This is a genomic window from Pseudoalteromonas sp. MMG024 (assembly GCF_021654175.1).
In the GTDB taxonomy this organism is placed as follows: domain Bacteria; phylum Pseudomonadota; class Gammaproteobacteria; order Enterobacterales; family Alteromonadaceae; genus Pseudoalteromonas.
Window position 1 is genome coordinate 139488 of sequence record NZ_JAKFZO010000011.1, and the last position, 21313, is coordinate 160800.

21 protein-coding genes are annotated in these 21313 nt (G+C 40.5%); 6 read left to right on the top strand and 15 right to left on the bottom strand.

Annotated features, from left to right (window positions below; all coding sequences use genetic code 11):
- Positions 1–6 precede the first annotated feature (6 nt).
- The 6 genes from dusB to rpsU all read right to left on the bottom strand — a co-directional run bounded on the left by dusB (position 7) and on the right by rpsU (position 6708).
- Positions 7–978: a tRNA dihydrouridine synthase DusB gene (gene dusB, locus L1068_RS12505; protein WP_038639795.1), complete on the bottom strand. Its 972-nt coding sequence runs from the start codon at positions 976–978 to the stop codon at positions 7–9.
- A gap of 226 nt (positions 979–1204) precedes the next feature.
- The gene (prmA, locus tag L1068_RS12510; protein WP_237130544.1) at positions 1205–2083 is read right to left on the bottom strand and encodes a 50S ribosomal protein L11 methyltransferase; all 879 of its coding nucleotides are present in this window, start codon (positions 2081–2083) and stop codon (positions 1205–1207) included.
- Positions 2084–2142: 59 nt separating this feature from the next.
- Positions 2143–3990 (bottom strand): RNA polymerase sigma factor RpoD, encoded by a 1848-nt coding sequence (gene rpoD, locus L1068_RS12515; RefSeq protein ID WP_237130545.1) that lies wholly within the window; start codon positions 3988–3990, stop codon positions 2143–2145.
- Between the two features lie 112 nt (positions 3991–4102).
- Positions 4103–5848: a DNA primase gene (dnaG, locus tag L1068_RS12520; RefSeq protein WP_237130546.1), complete on the bottom strand. Its 1746-nt coding sequence runs from the start codon at positions 5846–5848 to the stop codon at positions 4103–4105.
- Between the two features lie 178 nt (positions 5849–6026).
- Positions 6027–6473, bottom strand: a complete 447-nt coding sequence (locus L1068_RS12525) for a GatB/YqeY domain-containing protein (RefSeq protein WP_010561025.1) — start codon at positions 6471–6473, stop codon at positions 6027–6029.
- A 19-nt stretch (positions 6474–6492) separates the two neighbouring features.
- Positions 6493–6708 (bottom strand): 30S ribosomal protein S21, encoded by a 216-nt coding sequence (gene rpsU, locus L1068_RS12530; RefSeq protein WP_010362466.1) that lies wholly within the window; start codon positions 6706–6708, stop codon positions 6493–6495.
- Positions 6709–6977: 269 nt separating this feature from the next.
- Between rpsU and tsaD the strand changes: the two genes are divergently transcribed.
- On the top strand, positions 6978–8006 hold the full coding sequence (tsaD, locus tag L1068_RS12535; protein WP_237130547.1) for a tRNA (adenosine(37)-N6)-threonylcarbamoyltransferase complex transferase subunit TsaD: 1029 nt from the start codon (positions 6978–6980) through the stop codon (positions 8004–8006).
- 51 nt (positions 8007–8057) lie between these two features.
- On the opposite strand, the gene plsY is transcribed toward tsaD, so the two are convergent.
- On the bottom strand, positions 8058–8648 hold the full coding sequence (gene plsY / locus L1068_RS12540; RefSeq protein WP_082428515.1) for a glycerol-3-phosphate 1-O-acyltransferase PlsY: 591 nt from the start codon (positions 8646–8648) through the stop codon (positions 8058–8060).
- Between the two features lie 134 nt (positions 8649–8782).
- Between plsY and folB the strand changes: the two genes are divergently transcribed.
- Genes folB through L1068_RS12555 form a run of 3 tightly spaced genes read left to right on the top strand, consistent with a single transcriptional unit; the run spans position 8783 to position 10442 of the window.
- A complete protein-coding gene (folB, locus tag L1068_RS12545; RefSeq protein ID WP_237130548.1) occupies positions 8783–9142 on the top strand; it encodes a dihydroneopterin aldolase in 360 nt (119 codons plus the stop codon).
- Positions 9142–9621 (top strand): 2-amino-4-hydroxy-6-hydroxymethyldihydropteridine diphosphokinase, encoded by a 480-nt coding sequence (gene folK / locus L1068_RS12550; RefSeq protein WP_237130549.1) that lies wholly within the window; start codon positions 9142–9144, stop codon positions 9619–9621. Before folB ends, folK begins: the two co-directional genes overlap by 1 nt.
- 5 nt (positions 9622–9626) lie before the next feature.
- On the top strand, positions 9627–10442 hold the full coding sequence (locus tag L1068_RS12555; RefSeq protein ID WP_237130550.1) for an undecaprenyl-diphosphate phosphatase: 816 nt from the start codon (positions 9627–9629) through the stop codon (positions 10440–10442).
- A 108-nt stretch (positions 10443–10550) separates the two neighbouring features.
- Here L1068_RS12555 and L1068_RS12560 read toward each other — a convergent pair whose 3' ends face one another.
- The 6 genes from L1068_RS12560 to L1068_RS12585 all read right to left on the bottom strand — a co-directional run bounded on the left by L1068_RS12560 (position 10551) and on the right by L1068_RS12585 (position 17054).
- Complete coding sequence (locus L1068_RS12560; protein WP_237130551.1) at positions 10551–10877, bottom strand: hypothetical protein; 327 nt, start codon at positions 10875–10877, stop codon at positions 10551–10553.
- 354 nt (positions 10878–11231) lie between these two features.
- The gene (locus L1068_RS12565) at positions 11232–13406 is read right to left on the bottom strand and encodes a peptidase domain-containing ABC transporter (RefSeq protein ID WP_275419487.1); all 2175 of its coding nucleotides are present in this window, start codon (positions 13404–13406) and stop codon (positions 11232–11234) included.
- Positions 13407–13762: 356 nt separating this feature from the next.
- On the bottom strand, positions 13763–13927 hold the full coding sequence (locus L1068_RS12570; RefSeq protein WP_237130552.1) for a class IIb bacteriocin, lactobin A/cerein 7B family: 165 nt from the start codon (positions 13925–13927) through the stop codon (positions 13763–13765).
- Between the two features lie 11 nt (positions 13928–13938).
- Positions 13939–14112 (bottom strand): hypothetical protein, encoded by a 174-nt coding sequence (locus L1068_RS12575; RefSeq protein WP_237130553.1) that lies wholly within the window; start codon positions 14110–14112, stop codon positions 13939–13941.
- A 210-nt stretch (positions 14113–14322) separates the two neighbouring features.
- The gene (locus L1068_RS12580) at positions 14323–15579 is read right to left on the bottom strand and encodes an HlyD family efflux transporter periplasmic adaptor subunit (RefSeq protein WP_237130554.1); all 1257 of its coding nucleotides are present in this window, start codon (positions 15577–15579) and stop codon (positions 14323–14325) included.
- A 365-nt stretch (positions 15580–15944) separates the two neighbouring features.
- The gene (locus tag L1068_RS12585) at positions 15945–17054 is read right to left on the bottom strand and encodes a tRNA nucleotidyltransferase (protein WP_237130555.1); all 1110 of its coding nucleotides are present in this window, start codon (positions 17052–17054) and stop codon (positions 15945–15947) included.
- Positions 17055–17168: 114 nt separating this feature from the next.
- On the opposite strand from L1068_RS12585, the gene L1068_RS12590 reads away from it, so the two are divergent.
- Both L1068_RS12590 and L1068_RS12595 read left to right on the top strand, forming a co-directional pair.
- Positions 17169–18083 carry an AAA family ATPase gene (locus L1068_RS12590; protein ID WP_237130556.1) on the top strand — a complete coding sequence of 305 codons (915 nt, stop codon included), beginning with the start codon at positions 17169–17171 and terminating at the stop codon, positions 18081–18083.
- 11 nt (positions 18084–18094) lie between these two features.
- The gene (locus tag L1068_RS12595; protein ID WP_237130557.1) at positions 18095–18925 is read left to right on the top strand and encodes a general secretion pathway protein GspB; all 831 of its coding nucleotides are present in this window, start codon (positions 18095–18097) and stop codon (positions 18923–18925) included.
- Between the two features lie 8 nt (positions 18926–18933).
- Here L1068_RS12595 and L1068_RS12600 read toward each other — a convergent pair whose 3' ends face one another.
- Positions 18934–20103, bottom strand: coding sequence for an HD domain-containing phosphohydrolase (locus L1068_RS12600; protein WP_237130558.1), 1170 nt, complete (start codon positions 20101–20103; stop codon positions 18934–18936).
- Between the two features lie 5 nt (positions 20104–20108).
- Positions 20109–21308 carry an HD-GYP domain-containing protein gene (locus L1068_RS12605; protein ID WP_237130559.1) on the bottom strand — a complete coding sequence of 400 codons (1200 nt, stop codon included), beginning with the start codon at positions 21306–21308 and terminating at the stop codon, positions 20109–20111.
- Positions 21309–21313: the final 5 nt, after the last annotated feature.

The following is a 21313-nucleotide window of genomic DNA, read 5'->3' on the forward strand; positions in this document are numbered from 1 at the left end:
TCTTTGTTAATTATCTGCTAGTGTTTCAAAGTACTTTTCTAACGTATCAATTTGCTCTTGCTGAGCGTCGATAGCGTTAAATACTCGCCTAAATTGACCTTCACGGTCATGAGCCTGCAAATACCATGAGACATGCTTACGCGCTATTCGCACACCCATTACATCACCATAAAATGCGTGAAGATTTACCAAGTGTTCCATAAGAATACTCTGTACCTCGTCCAAAGCTGGCTCCGGTAGTAATTCTCCAGTGGTGAGATAATGGTTTATCTCCCTAAAAATCCAAGGGCGACCTTGTGCTGCACGGCCTATCATCAAAGCATCTGCGCCCGTATATTCCAAAACCTGTTTTGCTTTTTGTGGTGATGTAATATCACCGTTCGCTACGACAGGAATGGAGACTGAACTTTTAATGTCCTTAATTGTTTGATATTCAGCTTCACCCTTGTACATACAAGAGCGTGTGCGGCCATGAACCGCCAATGACTGAATACCATTTTGTTCAGCGATGCGCGCAATCTCTACACCATTTCGATTGTCAGTATCCCATCCTGTCCGGATTTTTAAGGTCACTGGTACATCTACTGCATTAACTACAGCTTTAACGATATCTGTGACCAGTTCGGGGTACTGCAAAAGGGCAGAGCCTGCGAGCTTTTTATTCACTTTTTTTGCTGGACAACCCATATTGATATCCACAATTTGTGCGCCGTTTTTGACATTAAACTGAGCAGCTTCCGCCATCAGTTGTGGGTCAGCGCCGGCAATTTGCACACTGCGAATACCAGACTCACCGGAATGATCCATGCGAGACATTGATTTTTCGGTTTTCCAAACCTTAGGATTGGATGACAACATTTCAGATACAGCAAGGCCAGCTCCGAGTCGACGACAAAGCTGTCTAAACGGTCTATCTGTTACTCCTGCCATAGGAGCAACCATTAGGTTATTTTCTAACTGATAAGGGCCTATCTGCACAATAAATCTGGGTCACCAATCAAGGGGCGCTAAGTTTACGGTTTTTTTTGCAAAAATCAAAGCCTATTATTTATACAAAAGTGTTTTTTTTTAAACTTTTGATATTGACTTTTTGTAACTGGCTATCGAGCGAAAAAAAAGGAAGATTTTTGTTAGCAAAAGTAACAAATCCTTAACTCAAACTGTGTTGAGCTAAGGATTTTAAAGGGGCGTAGCGTGATAGTGCTTAGCGCTTTTTACCTGCTACACGCATCCACTCGCCATCTTGTTGGCTTGTTTCAAGTTCGGCATATTGACGATAAATATCTTCAACAGACGTAACTTGTTCTTCAAGAATACCCGACAACGCAAACTCGCCACCAGTTTTCAGTAAGCCTAAAATAACTTGATGTAATTCACGTAAAGGTTGCGCAAGAATATTGGCAACTAAAATATCGGCTTCAAATTCAGGCTGATCTTCAGGAAGGTAAACCTCTAGTTGGTCGGCCACGCCATTACGCTCGGCGTTATCGCGACTGGCCTCTAACGCTTGTGGGTCAATATCGATACCAATTACACGTTTTGCACCCAATTTAAGTGCGGCAATACCTAAAATGCCAGAGCCACAGCCAAAATCGACCACCGTTTTACCGCTTAAATCTAAACTGTCTAGCCAGCGTAAACACAGCGCTGTCGTGTTATGTGTGCCGGTACCAAAAGCAAGGCCTGGATCAAGTAATACATTTACTGCATTAGGATCGGGAATGTCACGCCAACTCGGGCAAATCCACAATCTTTCACCAAATTGAATCGGGTGGAAATTATCCATCCACTCGCGTTCCCAGTCTTTGTCTTCAAGTTGCTCAACTTTAAAAACGAATTGTTCTTGCAGAGCGGGTAATTTCGCAAGCTGATCAGTAATAGCTTGCATATCAACGCTGGCATCAAATAAACCGATCACGGTCGTGTCTGCCCAAAGGGTTACCTCACCCAGTTTAGGTTCGTAAATTGGGGTGTCTTTTGCATCAACAAAAGTAACTGAAGGGCAGCCTAGTTCCATTAGCTCATCGCTAATGAGTTCAGCATTTTCTTTGGTGCTATTTATGCGGATTTGTACCCACGCCATAGTATTTATCCTATAAGAAAAAAGGCCGCAATGTGCGGCCTTTTAGTGTAACTGGTTACTTAGCCTTTAAAGTCTAAGAAGCTTTTCAGTAAGTCTGAACGAGAAGGGTGACGAAGCTTGCGAAGTGCTTTTGCTTCGATTTGACGAATACGCTCACGGGTTACGTCAAACTGCTTACCTACTTCTTCTAATGTATGGTCAGTATTCATATCGATACCGAAACGCATACGCAGTACTTTTGCTTCACGTGCTGTTAAGCCAGCTAGTACATCATGCGTTGCATTTTTGAGGCTTTCCATTGTTGCTGAATCAACCGGTGATTCAATGGTGCTATCCTCAATAAAATCACCTAAGTGCGAATCTTCATCATCACCAATTGGTGTTTCCATTGAGATTGGCTCTTTTGCAATTTTCAGTACTTTACGGATCTTGTCTTCCGGCATGATCATGCGTTCAGCAAGCTCTTCTGGCGATGGTTCGCGACCCATTTCCTGTAACATTTGACGTGAAATACGATTTAGTTTGTTAATCGTTTCAATCATATGTACTGGAATACGGATAGTACGCGCTTGGTCAGCAATTGAACGTGTAATTGCCTGACGGATCCACCATGTTGCATAAGTTGAGAACTTATAACCACGGCGGTATTCAAACTTATCAACCGCTTTCATTAGACCAATGTTACCTTCCTGGATTAGATCAAGGAATTGTAAGCCACGGTTGGTGTATTTTTTCGCAATTGAAATTACAAGACGTAAGTTCGCTTCAACCATTTCTTTCTTCGCGCGGCGTGCTTTTGCTTCACCGATTGACATGCGACGGTTGATGTCTTTGATACGCTCTAAGTTTAGACCTGTGCTTTCTTCCATTTGGCGTAGTTTGTTAATACAACGCTCAACTTCAAACTTCACTTCTGCAAGTTTGTTTGAGTATAGTTCACCAGATGCGATTTCACGGTCTAACCATGCCGAATCCGTTTCGTTATTTGCGAAGTTTTTAACGAAGGTTTTCTTTGGCATTTTAGCAATTTGAACAACTTGCTTCATGATGATGCGTTCTTGAACGCGAATACGATCCATCATGTCGCGCATGTTTTTAACCATGCGGTCAAATTGCTTAGGCATTAGTTTAAAGGTACGGAAGTGCTCACCGATTTCAGCGATAATAGCTACAGCATCTGGGTGAGAGCGGCCTTTCTCTTCAAAAATACCACGTGCTTGATTATAAAGGTTACGTAGCTTTTCAAAGTTTTCTGCAGCTTCTTCAGGGCACGGACCTGTATCTGCTTCTTCCTCCTCATCATCATCGTCGTCACTTTTCAGATCTGAATCTTCATCATCCAGTTGTTCTTCAGAAAGTTCTGAACCAATGTGAGTTGCAGAGATCATTGTTTCGTCTGCGTCAGGATCGTAGAAGCCGCTGATAATATCGCTTAAGCGTACGTCTTCAGCAAGGTAGTTATCCCATTGCTCAAGTAAGTAATTAATTGCTTCAGGGTATTCTGCAACAGAAACCTGTACTTGGTTGATACCGTCTTCGATACGCTTAGCGATGTCGATTTCGCCTTCACGTGTTAGAAGCTCTACAGTACCCATTTCACGCATGTACATGCGCACTGGATCTGTCGTACGACCGATTTCTTTTTCTACCGTAGCTAGGGCAGCCGCTGCTGCTTCTGCAGCATCTTCATCGGTAGTTGTTTCTTGCATCATAAGTTCATCGGCATCAGGTGCATTTTCTACTACCTGGATACCCATGTCGTTGATCATGCCGATGATGTCTTCAACTTGTTCCGAATCTATGATGTCTTGTGGAAGGTGGTCGTTAACTTCGGCAAATGTAAGGTAACCTTGCTCTTTACCTTTTTGAATGAGGAGTTTTAGCTGTGACTGAGGAGTTTGCTCCATAGAGGTATTCTCTTCCACTCTGATAAGTTGATACAACGGGCGTCTTAAACAACGTGATACAAGACGCAGTGAATAGGGCAGTATAACACGAAAGGTTGAATTTGGCTAGCTGTTATCTGCCTTTTAATGCAAGTGTGAGCATTGAATATTCTTGCTTTTCAGCTTTACTCAAACCTTGCGTTTTCTCTTTTATTAATAGGGACTCTAGGCGCAAATTTAAACACTGATCTTCAATAAAATTAAAAGTACTTTGAAATTCACTGGTTAACGAATCTTGATTTACTTGGTGTTGCCACGCGGCGAGTTTCGCCAATGGCCCATATTCAGGGCTTTCTCTAAATTGTTCAAGTAGCTGCGCTGTGGTATTGGTTTTATCTAAGGCGAGCTTTTGTAATTGAATAAAAAGCTTGATACCCGGAACATCCATCTGCGCTAATTCTGGCTGGAATGGCACTTCACTGGCAAGCTCAGGATGCTGTAATAGCAAACCTATTGCGCGTCGCATTGGTGTTATTTTAAACTTCTTAGCAAGACCCTGTTGCTGTTTTGGTGTGTTAATTTTCTTTTGCAGTTGAGCGCGGGTACGGCCAATTAGACGGGCTAATTTATCGAGTAAATTATCCTGATAGTAGTCGCTCGGAACCTTTTCTATCAGTGGCAAAGCCTGTTGTAAAAGTTTTGATTTGCCTGCGTCAGTAGTCAGATTAATTTCCTGTGCAAGTCTATCAAACAAGTATACCGAGAAATCAGTGGCATCGTCGTAACGTAACTCAAATGCTTCTCGACCTTCTTTTTGTACTAATGAGTCTGGGTCTTCACCATCAGGTAAAAATACAAACTCGAGTGATTTACCATGATTTAAATAGGGCAGAGCATTTTCCAGTGCTCGCCACGCAGCATCGCGCCCTGCACGGTCACCATCGTAACAACAAATAATGCGGTCGGTGGTTCTAAATAGGGTGTGAATATGCTCAGGTGTCGTTGCTGTACCAAGTGCCGCTACGGCATAGTTAATGCCTTTTTCAGCGAGTGCAACCACGTCCATATACCCTTCAACTACCAGTATTTGTTCGAGTTTTTTGTTAGCGTGCTTGGCTTCATACAAGCCGTAAAGTTCAAAGCCTTTATGAAAAATACGGGTTTCTGGTGAGTTTAAATATTTCGGGCCATTGTCGTCGCTATTCATGATGCGTCCACCAAAGGCGATAACGCGTCCGCGTTTATCGCGAATTGGAAACATCAAGCGGTCGCGGAAGAAATCAAATTGACGGCCTGCCGATTTTTCACTGGCAAGTTTTAGTTCGAGTAATTGTTTTTTGCTATCTTGGTTCTTCGCGAATGTTTTACACACGCTATCCCATTCACTGGGGGCGTAACCAATCATAAATTGTTTAGCTGTTTCGCCACTGAGCCCACGCCCTTTGAGATATTCGATTACTTGAGGTGAATTTGCATGGTGCTTTAATTGATGTTGGTAGAACTTTGCAACATGCATCATTAATTCGTAATCGGAGCGTTTTTGCTCAGTACTGACTTGTGGCCCTTGATTTGTGGCATTCTCACGAGGCACATCTAAATTGAGTAAACCTGCGAGTTCTTCTATGGCATCAACAAATTCAAGCTTTTCATATTCCATCATAAATGAAATGGCATTGCCGTGGGCGCCACAACCAAAGCAGTGATAAAACTGCTTATCTTGTGAGACCGTAAACGACGGCGATTTTTCATTATGAAACGGACAACATGCCTGATAATCCTTACCTGCTTTTTTAAGGCCTACTTTGCCATCAATAAGATCTACAATGTCGGTTCTGGCTAATAGGTCATCAATAAAGCTACGAGGAATTTTTCCGGCCATGGTATATCGTTATTCGCGTATGTTGATTGAGAGTAGGGGGCTAGCATACCCAAAAATGAAAAATGACGCTAGACGTTATCATCTTTCAGAAATGAAGAAACCGAGCAAAAGCTCGGTTTCTAAAGCTGTTAAGGCCAGCAGTTATTGACTTGAGAAAGTCAGCCTTTAAAACTCTGAGTTAAGCGCTAAGCTTTTGCTTAATTAAACCTGAAAGTTTGCCCATATCTGCGCGACCTTCAGCTTTAGCTTTAAGCAAGCCCATTACTTTACCCATATCTTGCATGCCAGAAGCACCGCTTGACGCGATACATTCATCAATTAAAGTAAGAATTTCTTCATCAGTAAGCGGTTTTGGTAAAAACGCTTCAAGTACTTTAATTTCATTAGCTTCAACTTCAGCTAAGTCCTCGCGGCCGGCGTCGCGATACTGAGATTCAGAATCTTTACGCTGTTTTACAAGTTTTACTAGAATAGACGTGATTTCAGCGTCACCTAGCGTAACTTGTTCATCGATTTCTTTTTGCTTAATAGCTGCTAAAACCATGCGAATTGCACCAAGACGAACTTTGTCTTTAGCGCGCATTGCATCTTTTTGTGCATCTTTAAGTTGTGCTAAAAGGCTCATTTACAAGACCTAATCTAGATTAGTAAAGTTTTACGCGACGAGCGTTTTCGCGAGAAAGCTTCTTCATGTGACGCTTTACCGCAGCTGCTTTTTTGCGCTTACGCTCAGCTGTTGGCTTTTCATAGTGCTCGCGACGACGAACTTCTGAAAGGATACCTGCTTTTTCACATGAACGCTTAAAACGGCGAAGAGCAACGTCAAACGGCTCGTTTTCTCTAACTTTAATAACTGGCATTAAAAAATCACCTACTTAGTAATATGTTTCTACTTAAATGAGTTTTATTAGCTAAAACTTTAGCTAGTGCCACTCATCTCGGTTAAGATTTAACCGACTAGTTCAAAAATGGTGCGGCATTGTAATCTGAAGCACCACGCAATGTAAAGAATAATTATACCAAAGATGGTAAAAAGCTGACAAAAAATCTTAAAGCTTGTAAAATCGCCGCCTTAACTTAATTGAGCGTGCTTTGATTGGGTATTTAATTGTTATTTTAGGAGAGAAACTTGCGTATTTTGGGTATTGAATCGTCTTGTGATGAAACGGGAATCGCGATTTATGACGATGAAAAAGGTTTGCTGGCTCATCAGTTGTATTCTCAAGTGAAAGTGCATGCAGATTATGGTGGTGTTGTACCAGAACTGGCATCGCGTGATCACGTACGTAAGACTATTCCTTTAATTGAGGCTGCATTTAAACAAGCTGGTTGTGGACCCGAAGATTTAGATGGTGTTGCGTATACTGCAGGACCTGGTTTGGTAGGAGCTCTACTAGTAGGTTCATCTATTGGTCGCTCACTCGCCTATGGCTGGAATGTTCCCGCTGTTGCTGTTCATCATATGGAAGGGCATTTACTTGCACCTATGCTTGATGAGGATGTACCTGAATTTCCATTTATTGCGCTACTTGTATCGGGTGGCCACAGCATGATTGTAAAAGTTGACGGTATCGGTCAATATACGATTCTTGGTGAGTCAATTGATGATGCTGCAGGTGAAGCGTTTGATAAAACGGCTAAATTATTAGGATTGGATTATCCTGGCGGCCCTTTGCTTGCCAAGCTTGCTGAAAAAGGCGAACCTGAAGTGTATCGTTTTCCGCGTCCAATGACCGATAGACCAGGCCTTGATATGAGTTTTAGCGGGTTAAAAACCTTCGCTGCAAATACCATTAATAAAGAAAAAGACGAAGATGGCAATATTTCTGAGCAAGTGAAGGCCAATATCGCTTATGCTTTTCAAACGGCAGTCATTGATACCTTAGTAATTAAATGTAAACGTGCTCTGAAAGAATACGGCATTAAGCGTTTAGTGATTGCCGGCGGCGTGAGTGCTAACGTTTATTTACGTGAAACGCTAGAGAAAGTGATGACAGGTATGCAAGGCCGTGTTTATTACCCGCGCACTGAGTTTTGTACAGACAATGGTGCAATGATTGCTTACGCGGGCATGCAACGCTTGAAAGCAAAGCAGTATGCGCCACTTGATATGCGCGCTAAGCCTCGCTGGCCGCTTGATGAATTGGAATCGATTTAATTTATCGAATTAACCGCTGTTGCAGTTAACCATTATCAAAAAAAGCCGAGATTACTCGGCTTTTTTTGATTTTACTTTTGGCTCAGTGCCTTTAAGCAAGCGTATAACGTTAGCACGATGGCGAAATACAATCAGCGCTGCCAGCATGGTTACAGGCAAAACATAAAGCGGTTTTATAAACCATGTAAATAAAGGCGCTAAACTCACGGTAATGATAGCGGCCAAAGATGAGTATCCAGTCAACCAAATTAAACCAAGCCAGGTTAAAATTAATAAGCCTGCCAAGGTAAAACCTATGGGCAACAAGCTACCAAACGCCGTTGCCACCGCTTTACCGCCTTTAAAGCCAAAAAAAATCGGGTAGATGTGGCCAAGACATGCAGCAATTGCAATAAAACCTAAATAAAGAGGCTCTATCTTAAGAAAGTAAGCACCATATACTGGGATTGTGCCTTTCAGCACATCAAATATCAGTACTAAACTTGCAGGTAGTTTGCCGCCAATACGATAAACATTGGTTGCGCCTGGGTTATTAGAACCCGTTGTTCTGGGATCAGGTAAGCGAAACAGCTTACAGATGAGCACTGCTGAAGAAATTGAGCCAAACAGATAGGCAAAGACAATCATTAAGCTTGCTAACACAGCGTTCCTTATTTTTTCTTTAGCAAATATAGGCTATTATCTGCCGCTGATTCTTTTAAGCGGATTTACCCATAAGAGTACCTATTTTTTTCTCTAATTGGTATCCGACCACAGTATAATCGGGGTGAATACGGGTGCAAGATAAGGTTTTTATTAGTCAATTACAGGTTAATACCATTATTGGCGTGTTTGATTTTGAAAAACAAGCGAAACAACCTTTGTTTTTTGATGTTGAAATGCTGACAAATTTTGCCCAAGCTGCGAAGTCTGACAATGTTGATGATGTGGTTGATTATGCCCAAGTGTCAGCACGCATTATTGCGCACTGTGAATCTACGCAAGTTGAATTACTAGAGACGTTAGCCGAGCAACTTACAACTATTATCTTAAATGAGTTCGCTGTGTCGCAAGTGAAATTGCGAATCTCAAAACCCCAAGCAGTACTTGAAGCGCAAACTGTGGGTATTGAAATCACGCGTAAAAAGCAAAGCTAATGACACAGATTTTTATCAGTATTGGCTCTAATATCAATAAAGAGCACTACATCAAAGCTGCTTTAGCTATTTTACCTCAGCATTTTGATAATGTTATTTACTCAAGTGTTTTTGAAAGTGAATCGGTTGGCTTTGAAGGGAATAACTTTTATAACCTTGTGGCCGCTGCGACAACCAATTTACCGCTTGAAGAAGTATGCGCTCGCCTGAAACAAATTGAACGAGATAATGGTCGCACCCCCGCCGATAAAAAATTTAGCCCGCGTACACTCGATCTGGATTTATTGTTTTTTGACGATGTAATTTGTGACGCGCCAGCGCAATTGCCGCGTGACGAAATTACCAAAAATGCGTTTGTACTCTGGCCTCTTGCCGAAATAGCCGGTGACTTTATCCACCCTACGGTTAACCTGAGCATTGGTGAATTGTGGCAAAATTATAATAAAAATAAGCAAAAATTGTGGAAAGTGGAGATTTAAAATAAATGGGACTGATTGAAATTGTCGTGCTGGCACTTATTCAAGGATTTACTGAATTTTTGCCTATTTCAAGTTCAGGCCACCTTATTTTACCGAGTCAATTACTTGGCTGGCAAGATCAAGGTCAGGCGTTCGATATCGCAGTACACGTCGGTACCTTATTCGCAGTGCTTATTTATTTTCGTAAAGATGTAGTTCAAATACTCTCTGCATGGTTTAAGTCTTGTGCCGGAAAGGGCCACACAGCAGAAAGTAAACTTGGCTGGTATATTATTCTGGCAACTATTCCAGCCGGTTTAGTTGCAGGTCTTGCAAAAGACTTTATAGAAGCTAACACGCGTGGTGCTGCGGTGATTGCAACGACAACCATCGTTTTTGGTATAGCGCTTTGGTATGCCGATATTAAAGCAAAAGAACACAAGAGCATTTTCGATATTAAATGGAAAGCAGCCTTGCTAATTGGTATTGCGCAGGCGGTTGCGTTAATTCCGGGTACTTCACGTTCAGGTATTACTATTACCGCGGGTTTATTGTTAGGGCTTGATAAAAAAAGCGCAGCGCGTTTTTCGTTCTTAATGTCTATTCCCGTTATTGGTGGTTTAGGGTTAGTGATGATTATCAAGCTGATTTTAGACAATACAGCTGTTGATTGGTGTGCATTGATTTTAGGTACAGTGCTGTCGTTTGTTTCAGCTTATACCTGTATTTTTCTATTCTTAAAGTTCATTGAGCGCATGGGCATGTTGCCATTTGTTATTTACCGATTAATTTTAGGGTTCGCTTTGTTCGCACTAATAGGGCTTGGTTATATTAGCGCTTAATGTAAGTATGTAGGATTAAAAAAATAAAAAGGCTAAGCGAGGTGCTTAGCCTTTTTGTATTTTTAGATAGTTTTACCTATTCAGAAGAAGTACCGCTTAAAATAAGCTTTATTCAAATATCCCAGCTATAGCCTGTTCTCTTGCACGCGCTAGCTGTTGTTTTATTTCAGCGCCTTTAAAACCTTGTTTAATAATAGCTTGTACATCAATAGTAATGGCTTTTGTTGCCGCACTTTGTAGTTTTCGAGCTAAAACTGCGTGTTCTTCTCCTAGCAAGGCAAAGGTTTCAATAAATAAGTTTAAACGCTCTGGGCGTCGCCAAACATCTGCCTGATTAAAGAGTGCCAGTACTTGTTCTACAGATGCTTGGGTGTGCTTAAAAATAGGCGCAAAGGTGGTAAATAAGCTCAGTGCATCAACATAGGCATTGGGCATCCGCAAATGCGTTGAAAGTGCATTGACTTGGTTGGGCAGATTATCTTTTAACCATAAGCAAAAACGAATAATTTGTTGCTGTTCACCCGCGGCGAATTAAATCTTCTTCAAGGGTTAGCTCTGGCGTAAAGCCGCAAATAAAGCCTGTGTAGCCTTGTCCTGATTTACGCTCGGTGCGAGCAAGGGCGTATTCGTCTACTATTACACTCTTACTTATATGAATGTAATGAAAAGCATTATAGATCTTGGTCTTTAAAGAAGTTAAATGAGACGCATCATGGTAAAGCTAAAGTTGTGAAAAACTGAGTGATAAACTCAACTTTTCACACCTTAGTACATATATTATTAAATATATTAGCTAGCGGTTTTAGAGCATATATCGTTTAAATTTGTTAGCGACCCATTTTCTAAATGATAGACCTGCTCAGCCATATTAATCGTTTCTTGTCTGTGGGCGATCATAATACGTGTCATCGGTAAATGCTGAATTTGTTCGCTGATTTTAGCTTCGTTATCTTTATCTAAATGGCTGGTAGCTTCATCCATAAATAAGACGCAAGGTGATTGATACAAGGCACGAGCCAGCAGTAACCGTTGTACTTGTCCTCCTGATAAGTTTGATCCCATATCACCAACAAGTGAGTTATAGCCCATAGTCATCTTGGTTATGTCATCATGAATAGCCGCTAAGTGAGCGCATTGTTCTATTTTTAAGTAGTTGGGTTGTGGGTCGAAAAAGCTAATGTTATCGGCAATAGAGCCTGCTAATAATGTATCATCTTGCATTACGGCTGCGATTTGCTTACGGTAGTTTTTCAAGCCAAGTTGAGTAATGTCTTTGCCATCAAGTAGCACTTTACCTGACGTGGGCTGTAATAACCCTAACATGATTTTCATTAATGTGGTTTTACCAGCGCCTGATGCGCCTGTTATTGCAATGGAGTCACCACTATTAAGCGTTAAGTTAACATTATTTAAGATAGGCGCTTGTTCTTCACTGTAACTAAAGCAGATATTTTCTAAAATAAGCTGACCTTTAAATTGATTTTCATCAGATGGGTTGTCACTTGCTAAATATACAGACTCACCTTCTCGGTTAGCTTCCTGCTCAGTGAGCGCAATATCTGAAATACGATCAAGGTGCAGCCGCATCATTTTAAATAGAATTATCTGCTCAATTAAATTAGCAAATCGATTTGTTAATTGGCCTTTATAAGCGATAAACGCCAGTACCATACCCACCGTTAAGCTATTAGCCATTACCATGATAGCGGCAAAATATATTACTAAGACATTTTCTAAACCAAAGAGTAATTTATTAAACGAATCGAAACAGATTCTTAATCGGCCTAATCGAATTTCACTGTTAATAACTTCTGCATAACGATTTTGCCAAATACTTTGGCGTTGTGATTCATTACCAAACAGTTTAATGGTTTGCATACCACGAATATTTTCTAAAAAGTTAGATTGCTCTTTAGCCGATGTTTGGATCATTTCTTCGGTGGCTTGATGAAGCGGACGATATAACGCCAAACGCACTAAGGTATAAAACGCAATTGCAGCAAGCACCACAACGGTAAGTTTTAATGAATAAAGAGCCATCATTACTAACACAGTAATAGCCATTACACCATCAACCAGTGTTTCAACAAACCCCGTAGTTATGCGCTCACGAATTTGCGCTAATGAACCAAAACGCGACACAATATCGCCAACGTGTCGTGATTCAAAATAGTTCATTGGCAAACGTAGTAAATGCCTTAGCAAATTTACGCCCATTTGCATATTAAGTAAGCTTGAAAGGCGCAATATCAGCCAGCTTCTAACTGCATTCGTAACCACTGAAATAATAGCGATTAAGGCAAAACCAATTGCTAATACTGTAAGCAATGGCTTATCAAAGCTGATTAATACCTCGTCAACTACCCATTGCATATAATAGGGCGTCAATAATGCAAATAGTTGAAGCACTAAAGACAAACCGATGAGTTTGACTAACCCTGACTTTAAACCTGACATTGAAGACCACAATTGTGTGAACTTCATTTTTGCTTTTTCTTCTTTTACTTCAAACTTACTGGTTGGCGTAAGTTCTAAACAAATACCAGTAAAGTGTTTGCTAAATTCTTCACAAGTTAACGTGCGTTTACCAACAGCGGGATCATTGATTGCAAACTTGGCTTTAGCGCCTTTGCCCGACACTTTAGTTAACACCACAAAGTGGTTCATATCCCAGTGTAAAATACAGGGCGTTTGCAGTTTGTGTACTTCATCAATAGGACATTGTAACGCGCGACTCGCCAACCTTAAACTATCACCTAGTTCAATTAGCTGTTGCAGGTTCATTCCTTTTAATTCAGCAGAAAGCCGCTTACGCATTGCTGGCATATCAAGCTGATGACCATAATAGCTTGCAATCATAGCCATAGAAGCCAAACCACATTCAGCTATTTCAGATTGAATTATTAGAGGCACAGAATTAACAGTTGAGAAATTTAAGAATTGCTGCTTACTTGATGACGACATGAACTGATTTTCCAAATTATTAAACAGATTTTTTACTAATTCCTTCTAAAAACAAATGCACATAAGAGGTATGACATTGCACAAGCTATAGCGCCAACAATTTCAACTTGAGTGCGTGAAGCTTTCAGTACATCTGAAGAAAAGATAACAATAAGTAAAGTTAAGGAAAGTGTGCAAACGACTTGTAAGGTAATCAATTTTAGCCTCTCGATTACACTCTGAGTTCCTTTACCCTTAATAGATTCATAAATAAAAATTATTAAAATTATGCCGGCAACAATTAAAAGGTATTGAATCATTTTAACATCCTCAAAATTAATGGAGAGGCTTGCAAGCCTCTCCATTATATTAATTACCTAAGCACAGTTTGGGTCGTTTGCACAAGGTACTTGTGCTGGTTGACTTTCCTGATACTTATTATAAAGCTTCTTCGCGAGAGCACCTAATGCTGCACCAGCGAGAAAAGCAGGTAAAATCCCACCATGTACTTGTTTTAATTCATTAATAGTTAGTTCTTTCATTTCAATGTTCCTTACTCAGAAAACCAGCCCGCAACCGCGCCAATAGCACCTGCTACAGCAGTTTGGACTTGCTTATTTTTAGCTAACTTAATAGCTTGCTGACCAACTTTTACAGCTACTATAGCCACAACTACGGGGTTACCACCATTTACTTCCTGCATTTCATTTGAATTTAATTCACGCATTGTTTATTTACCTTTAAATTTCGACTATATTAGTCGAATAGTTAATTAGCTAACTTCGGTTAGCTGTTAATTTGGCTGACTTTAGCTATCTGGCTAAAGTTGACTAAAGTCAGCCGCTTTATTTTCTAACAAAGCTTTTTATAGTTGATGCTTAGTCAGAAAAATTCTTTTAGACCCTGAAATAAATTCAGGGTGACAATCATGTATCAGTTAACTCACTCTTCCTTTTAGGCTATAGATTGGCTCTAGTAACCATTCAATTAAAGTGCGTTGTTCCAACATAATATCAGCTTCGAATAACATGCCGCTTTTCAGTTCAAATGTTTGACCATAGGCTTGCATTTGCTGTTTACTTAATTTTGCTCTCAGGCGATAAACAGGTTCTTGCAAGTTAATAGGTAATTGCACTTCATTTGGGGCAATTAATGCGCGGTCTATTCGGGTGATCTCACTCTCAATAAAACCAAAACGTTGATAAGGAAAAGCGTCAAAACGTAAGCGTGATATTTGACCTTTGGCTATAAAGCCAGCACTGCGGGTCGGTAATAGTAACTCTGCGACTAATTCAGAGCCTTTCGGTAAAATGTGAAGAAGTGGTTTTGATTGAGCCTTTGAAGGAGAAAGCGTTTCACCTTCAACCACTTGAATGCCTGTAACTGTGCCTGCATGACTCGCAGTTATCGTATAGCTATGACTGTTTTGTACTTGTGCTAATTGATTTTCAATGTCTGCTTTTTCACGCAGTAAGCTATTAATGCGCAGTGTATATTGCTGAGGTAAGTTTGCTTGATCAAAAGCGGTTTGGTTAATTTGATTATTTTGTTGAAGCAGTAGACGTGCAATATTTTGTTTTTCTTGCTTTGCTTCTAGTAATGCTTGTTGTTGGTTTTCTTTTTCAAAATTTGAAATAAAACCACTGTCATTTAACTGTTTAACATCTTTTTGTTGTGCCAATAACAATTCAAGCTTTTCATTGGCAAGTGTTAACTGGCTTTCTAGCGCTGATTTCTCGCTCTTTAATGCTGAAGCTTTATTTTCAAGGTTTTGATTTTCTTGTACTTGAATAGATCGGTATTGGCTTATTTCTTCGTCAATTAAAGATAGTTGTGATGTTAATTGCTTTTGTAACTTGCTACTTAAGCTTAATCCATCGGCATTATTTTGATGGATGATCATAATCGCTAGGGTTTGGTCTTTTTCAACAGCATCGCCTTCTTTAACCAATAAACGCTCAATCGTGCCACCTTGAGTAGCAAAGCTTTTAATCACCCCTTTATTGGGCATTAAAAAGCCACGCACTGTTTCTTTGCGAGAATACTCGGCAGTAAATAAAAAAGTGATAATTGCGATAGCAATAAAAACTAATATTAAAACAGTTAGTTTGATAGATAATGGTTGCGCTAAGGTTATTACACCTGTTAAACGCTCACTTTGATGGGAAACAGCTTCCTTCCTAAACAACGACATATAACTTCAGCTTCCTTGCTAAATAACAACATACAACAGGAGCAAACCGCCCCTTTAAATATTCAACGGTGAGGATGCTAATCCACTTAAAACTATTTCGTCAAGCAATTATTTCAACAAAATTTAAACATGCCAAATCTCCCCCCCCCCATTGGATGTTGATTAACTGTTTGTATTTTATTGTTTTATTGTCTGGTGATGTTGCTTTGGTTCTGGGGTGGTTTTGTTTTTCTGGCCTGTTACAGCATTTCTGAGTTTGTTTGGTATGCTTTTAAAAACAGTAATTTGTTTTTAGCCACATCTTGATGAGTAATTAAAACTAGAAAACCACCAACGCTAATATAGTTGGTTATAAATGGTTTTAATCACTCACTATCAAATATTTCTTCCACTACCTTTGCTCTTGCAATATCCAATTGCGCTTTAATTTCAGCGCCTTTAAAACCTTGTTTGATGATGGCTTGTACATCGATAGCGGTCGCTTTTGTTGCCGCACTTTGTAGCTTACGAGCTAAGGCTGCGTGTTCTTCTCCTAGCAAGGCAAAGGTTTCAATAAATAAGTTTAAACGCTCAGGGCGTCGCCAAACATCTGCTTGATTAAAGAGTGCCAGTACCTGCTCTACTGATGCTTGGCTGTGCGTAAAAATAGGCGCAAAGGTGGTAAATAGGCTCAGTGCATCAACATAGGCATTGGGTAAGCGCAAACTCTCAGAAAGTGTTTTAACCTCAGTTGGCTGAATCTCTTTGAGCCATAAACAAAAGGCGATAATGAGTTGGTTTTCGCCAGCTACTTTCGTTAACAAAGTTGCAAGTTCTTGGCTGTAATCAGATGACCAATGGTTTGCCAGTGGCGGCAAAATAATTGGTAGCGCGTTTATTTCTGAAAGCACATCGGTAAATACATTGATTGCGCCATCGGCAAGGGATTTTTCAATTTCCAGCCAAATTCGCTCTTTGGTTAGGGTATTAATTTCACCTTGGGCAACCATTTCTTGCATTAGTAATACTGTCTCTGGCGCGATAGTAAAGCCTAAATAATGATAGCGAGCAGCAAAGCGTGCAACGCGCAAAATGCGCAGTGGATCTTCACAAAAAGCATCGCTTACATGACGAAGACGCTTTTGTTCTAAATCGGCTTGTCCATTGAAAGGGTCGATAATATTGCCGTTTTCATCTTCCGCCATGGCGTTTACGGTTAGGTCGCGGCGAATTAAATCTTCTTCCAGTGTGACATCTGGCGTAAAGTCGCAAATAAAACCAGTGTAGCCTTGTCCTGATTTTCGTTCGGTTCTTACCAGTGCGTATTCGTCTTTTGTTTCTGGGTGTAAAAATACAGGAAAGTCACTGCCAACTTGCTGGTAGCCAAGCGCTAATAATTCATCTGGTGTACTACCAACTACCACATAATCTGACTCTTTGATTGGGCGGTTTAATAGTTTGTCTCTTACTGCGCCGCCAACTAGGTATATTTTCATTGTGTTAGGTTTACACATAATAAATAACGATAATGATTGAAATCCTATCATAATTTGGAATTCGTTGGTGAATTGGTATGATAGGCTGAGTTTTTATTAAGCGTATTGAAGTAAGTGTATTTAGATTATTTTGGCTTAACGGATCAGCCATTTTCCATCGCACCGAATCCTGACTATCTCTTTTTAAGTGAACGTCATAAAGAAGCGTTGGCTCATTTAACTTATGGTTTAGGTGATGCCGGCGGTTTTGTGCTGCTTACGGGCGAGGTCGGAACTGGCAAAACAACGGTAACGCGCTGCATGCTCGAAAGCATAGGTGATGAAACTCAGGTGGCGTTTGTGTTAAATCCATCGTTGTCTGAGTTAGAGTTACTTGCGAGCATTTGTGATGAGTTGCGTATTCGTTATAAAAAGTCAGAGGCGACGCTTAAAAATTTGACCGATAAAATCAAAAATCGACTGTTAAAAAATCATAGCCAAGACAAACGCACTATGCTCGTTATTGACGAAGCTCAGCATTTAAGTGGTGCAGTGCTTGAACAGTTGCGCTTACTTACTAATTTAGAAACTAATCAGCGTAAATTACTGCAAATTATTTTAGTTGGTCAGCCAGAGCTGCAAACTTTGTTAAAACGTAACGAGTTAAGGCAATTAGCTCAGCGTATTACCGCTCGCTACCATTTAATGCCACTTAATGAGTCTGAAGTATTTGCGTATATCAAACATCGTTTACATATCGCAGGCTGCGATACCATGTTATTTGAAAACTCAGCAATTAAAAGTATTCACCAATTAACTGGTGGGATCCCGCGGCTTATCAATTTATTGTGCGAACGAGCCTTAATGGGGGCGTTTGCTAACAGTCGTAAACAGGTTAACAAAACCATGATAGCAACAGCGGCAACTGAAATATTACCGCTTGAGGCGTCAGTAGCGGCTTCATCAGGTGCAAATTATCAGGTGTGGATGTATGCCTGCTTTGCTATAGTCGCTGTATTAACGGGCATTGGTTTGTCGTTTATTTTTTAAAAGAAGTATGTATGTCTTATATTCTTGATGCGTTAAAGCAAAATGAAACTTCGAGCCGAGGTGCTGCGCCAATGCAAGGTGATTATCAACAGGAATACCTGTTAAGTAAAAAATTACGTTTTTACCGTAATTTGGCGTTATTTTTAGGTTTTTTACTGACTCTTACATTGGGTTTCTTTATCGGTAAAGGATTGCAGACTCAGCAAACGAAACCTGCGATTGAAACGGAAGTTGTACACAACAAGGCGACACCAAATAACCAAGCTACAATGCCACTTCAGCCGCAAGTGCCAGCAACGTCAGGCACCCAGCAACAAATTCAATATCAACTGGTTCCTCTGCCAGTTTACACTCAGCCAGTGGCAGCAAACGCGCAACCTGTTGTCGAACCGACACCAAGTGAAAAGTCACAACCCAAAGCAGATGAAAATACGCAAGATGAAGCCGATTTATCTGAATATAAAGTGGTTGGCTATCAGCAAGCAAAAGAACAAAGAGAGCAAACCAACGCCTTAATTGATGCGTTTAGCGAAGCATTTGAGCAGGCGAAAAATGAGCCATTAGAACAACAAGTGATTTCAGGTTCATCGGCTTCGGCACAAGTGTCGCCTATTCAATTATTACCTGAAGCGTTTAGAGCGCGTATTCCCGAAATGCGTTATCAAGCGCATGTATTCGCTTCAGAACCTAGTCGCAGTTGGATTAAGATTAACGACCTAGAACTCAAAGTGGGTGATAATATTAATGGCGTTTACATTATTGATATTGCCGCAGAACAAACCTTAATGCAGTACGACGGTGTGGAGTTTAGTTTAGCTGCAATGGAAGATTGGCAGTTTTAAAACTGCCATTAAATCCCGTCTTCTGAGATCAAATCAGCAATATCTAAATCATAACGCTGGGCGCTTGCCGTGCCTTCAATGCTGTCATCAGATTCCGCCAAATCAATTATGCGCACTGCCAAGTGATGATTAAATTCGGCGTTGTAAAATACTTTCACCCGAGGTTTTGTTAGTTGCTGTTGATTTTCAACAACGAGCGCAATGCGACCTGAGCATAGTTTAACTAATGTTCCCGCAGGATAAACCCCAATAGCTTGAATAAAAGTTTGTAGTAAATCTGGGTCGTAGTGGTTCGGTGAATGCTCCATTAATTCACGATATGCAGCAGCGCTGCCAACGGCTTTAGCATGGTCAAAGCCATAAACTAAACTGTCGTACATAATGGCGATGCTAAAAATGCGCTGCGCTGAATTGAGTTTATCAAAATCTAATTGATTCGGATAACCACTGCCATCGAGTAGCTCATTTTGCTCTGAAATTAAGCGTGAAACATGCTCATCTGGCTGACCACTGACGCGCAATAGTTTTTGTAACTGTGAAATATGCTGCTGCTTTTTAACTCTCAACATTGGTGGGAGTTTGTCGTCGGGAAGGCGTAAATTGTCAGGCAGCATTTGGTATCCAACGCGTGAAAGCAGCCCTGCAAGCACCATGTGCTCGCTTGCTAACGGCTGGTAGTTTTGATGAATACAAAACTGTGCCAAGCTTACCGCCACCCGTAGTAAATGACTGTTGAGCAAAGCGTTAGACATTTTACAGCGTACCACTAAGGCCACTGCTTCTTTATGTTGTCGTGCCAGTGTTAATACTTGCTGCGCTAAAATTTGTAACCCCGAAATATCAATTGGAGTATGGGATTTTGCGCGCTCCAATGTATCATCAATGATCGCATGCGCTCGATCTTGCCAATCAAGTGCCGCTTCTATTTGACTCTCAATTTTGTTTTTTTTAGTAAACGTTGTTGTTTGTTGTTGTATGCTTTTTTTAGAACGACTTGGGTCGACAAGTACTTCTATTACGCCTTTTTTCTTTAGCGCTTGCAGTGCAAAGTAATTTCTTACTAAGCCTGTTTGCACTACTTTGACAGCGCCTAATTGTTTAGTTACTTCTTCAACAAAATCGCCCACCTCTAATTTAGTAATGGGCAATTTTACTTTACCGTCTGGTGTAGTACTCATAGGTCTTAATCAAAAAATGCATTGCGAAAGAATTTAATTAAATCAATGCCAAAGTCCTCTGGTTTAATAGATGATTTAAGCTCGTCGTCAATACGGTTGCTGGCTAAATTGAGGTCTTGTACTTCAGTGTAATGTTGATGTTTTGCACTGTAGAATACTTTTACTGTAGGTTTTAACGGCTGTTCAAAGTTGCTTTGCGATACAATGCCCAGTTTTTGACTTTTTAATTTTACTAACGTGCCCACAGGGTGAATACCAATGCATTGAATAAAGCGTGCGACTAATTCGCTATCAAAACTATTTGGACAGTCACTTCGTATAATTTTAAACGCTTGGATTGGGTTCATCCCGTCTTTGTATACTCGTTTTGCAGTTAGTGCGTCATATACATCGACAATTGAGATCATACGTACGTACTGATTTATCTCATCACCTTTTAAGCCAAATGGGTAGCCTTTACCATCTAAGCGCTCATGGTGAAAACCTGCAACTTGAATGGCGATATCACTGAGTTCTGACTCTTCTAAAATCTCTTTGCTGTAAAGCGCGTGACGTTTTATTTCGTCAAACTCGGCATCGGTTAGTTTGCCTGGTTTATTTAAAATCGCGTCTGGAACTTTAATTTTGCCAATGTCATGTAACAGTGCGCCCGTTGCTAGTTCATGAATAACCTTTCGCTCAAACCCCATGTGCTTGGAAAAAATACTCATTAACACAGACACATTAATTGAGTGCTCTAGCAAATAAGCATCTTTTTCGCGAATGCGGGTCATACAGGCGAGGGCATCTTGGTTGCGAAAAACCGAATCAATAAAACCGCTAGCAACCTGCTTAAAAGGCGCAACGTCAATTTTGCGTCCTGCGCGAATATCGTCAAATGCTTTTGATTGCAGTTGTTTCGCTTCGGTATAAAGCTTTTTTGCTTTGTTTGCTTCGCTTGAGAAACTCGCCGTTGCTTTGGTTGGATCAAACTTAGGTGTTTCGATTGCGTTTTCGCTGGAATTGTTATTTTTTTCTGCGTTTAAATCAATGAATTTATCGGGGTCGACAGACACTTCTAAAATACCTGACTTTGCTAATTTATTGATGGCAGCCTGTGTCCTTACCCAGCCTTCTGACTTAACTTTTACACTACCTTGTTGCTTTACAACCCCTTGCACATACATGCCGGGTTTAAGTTCAGATATTAAAATGGTTTTTAACATTGGCA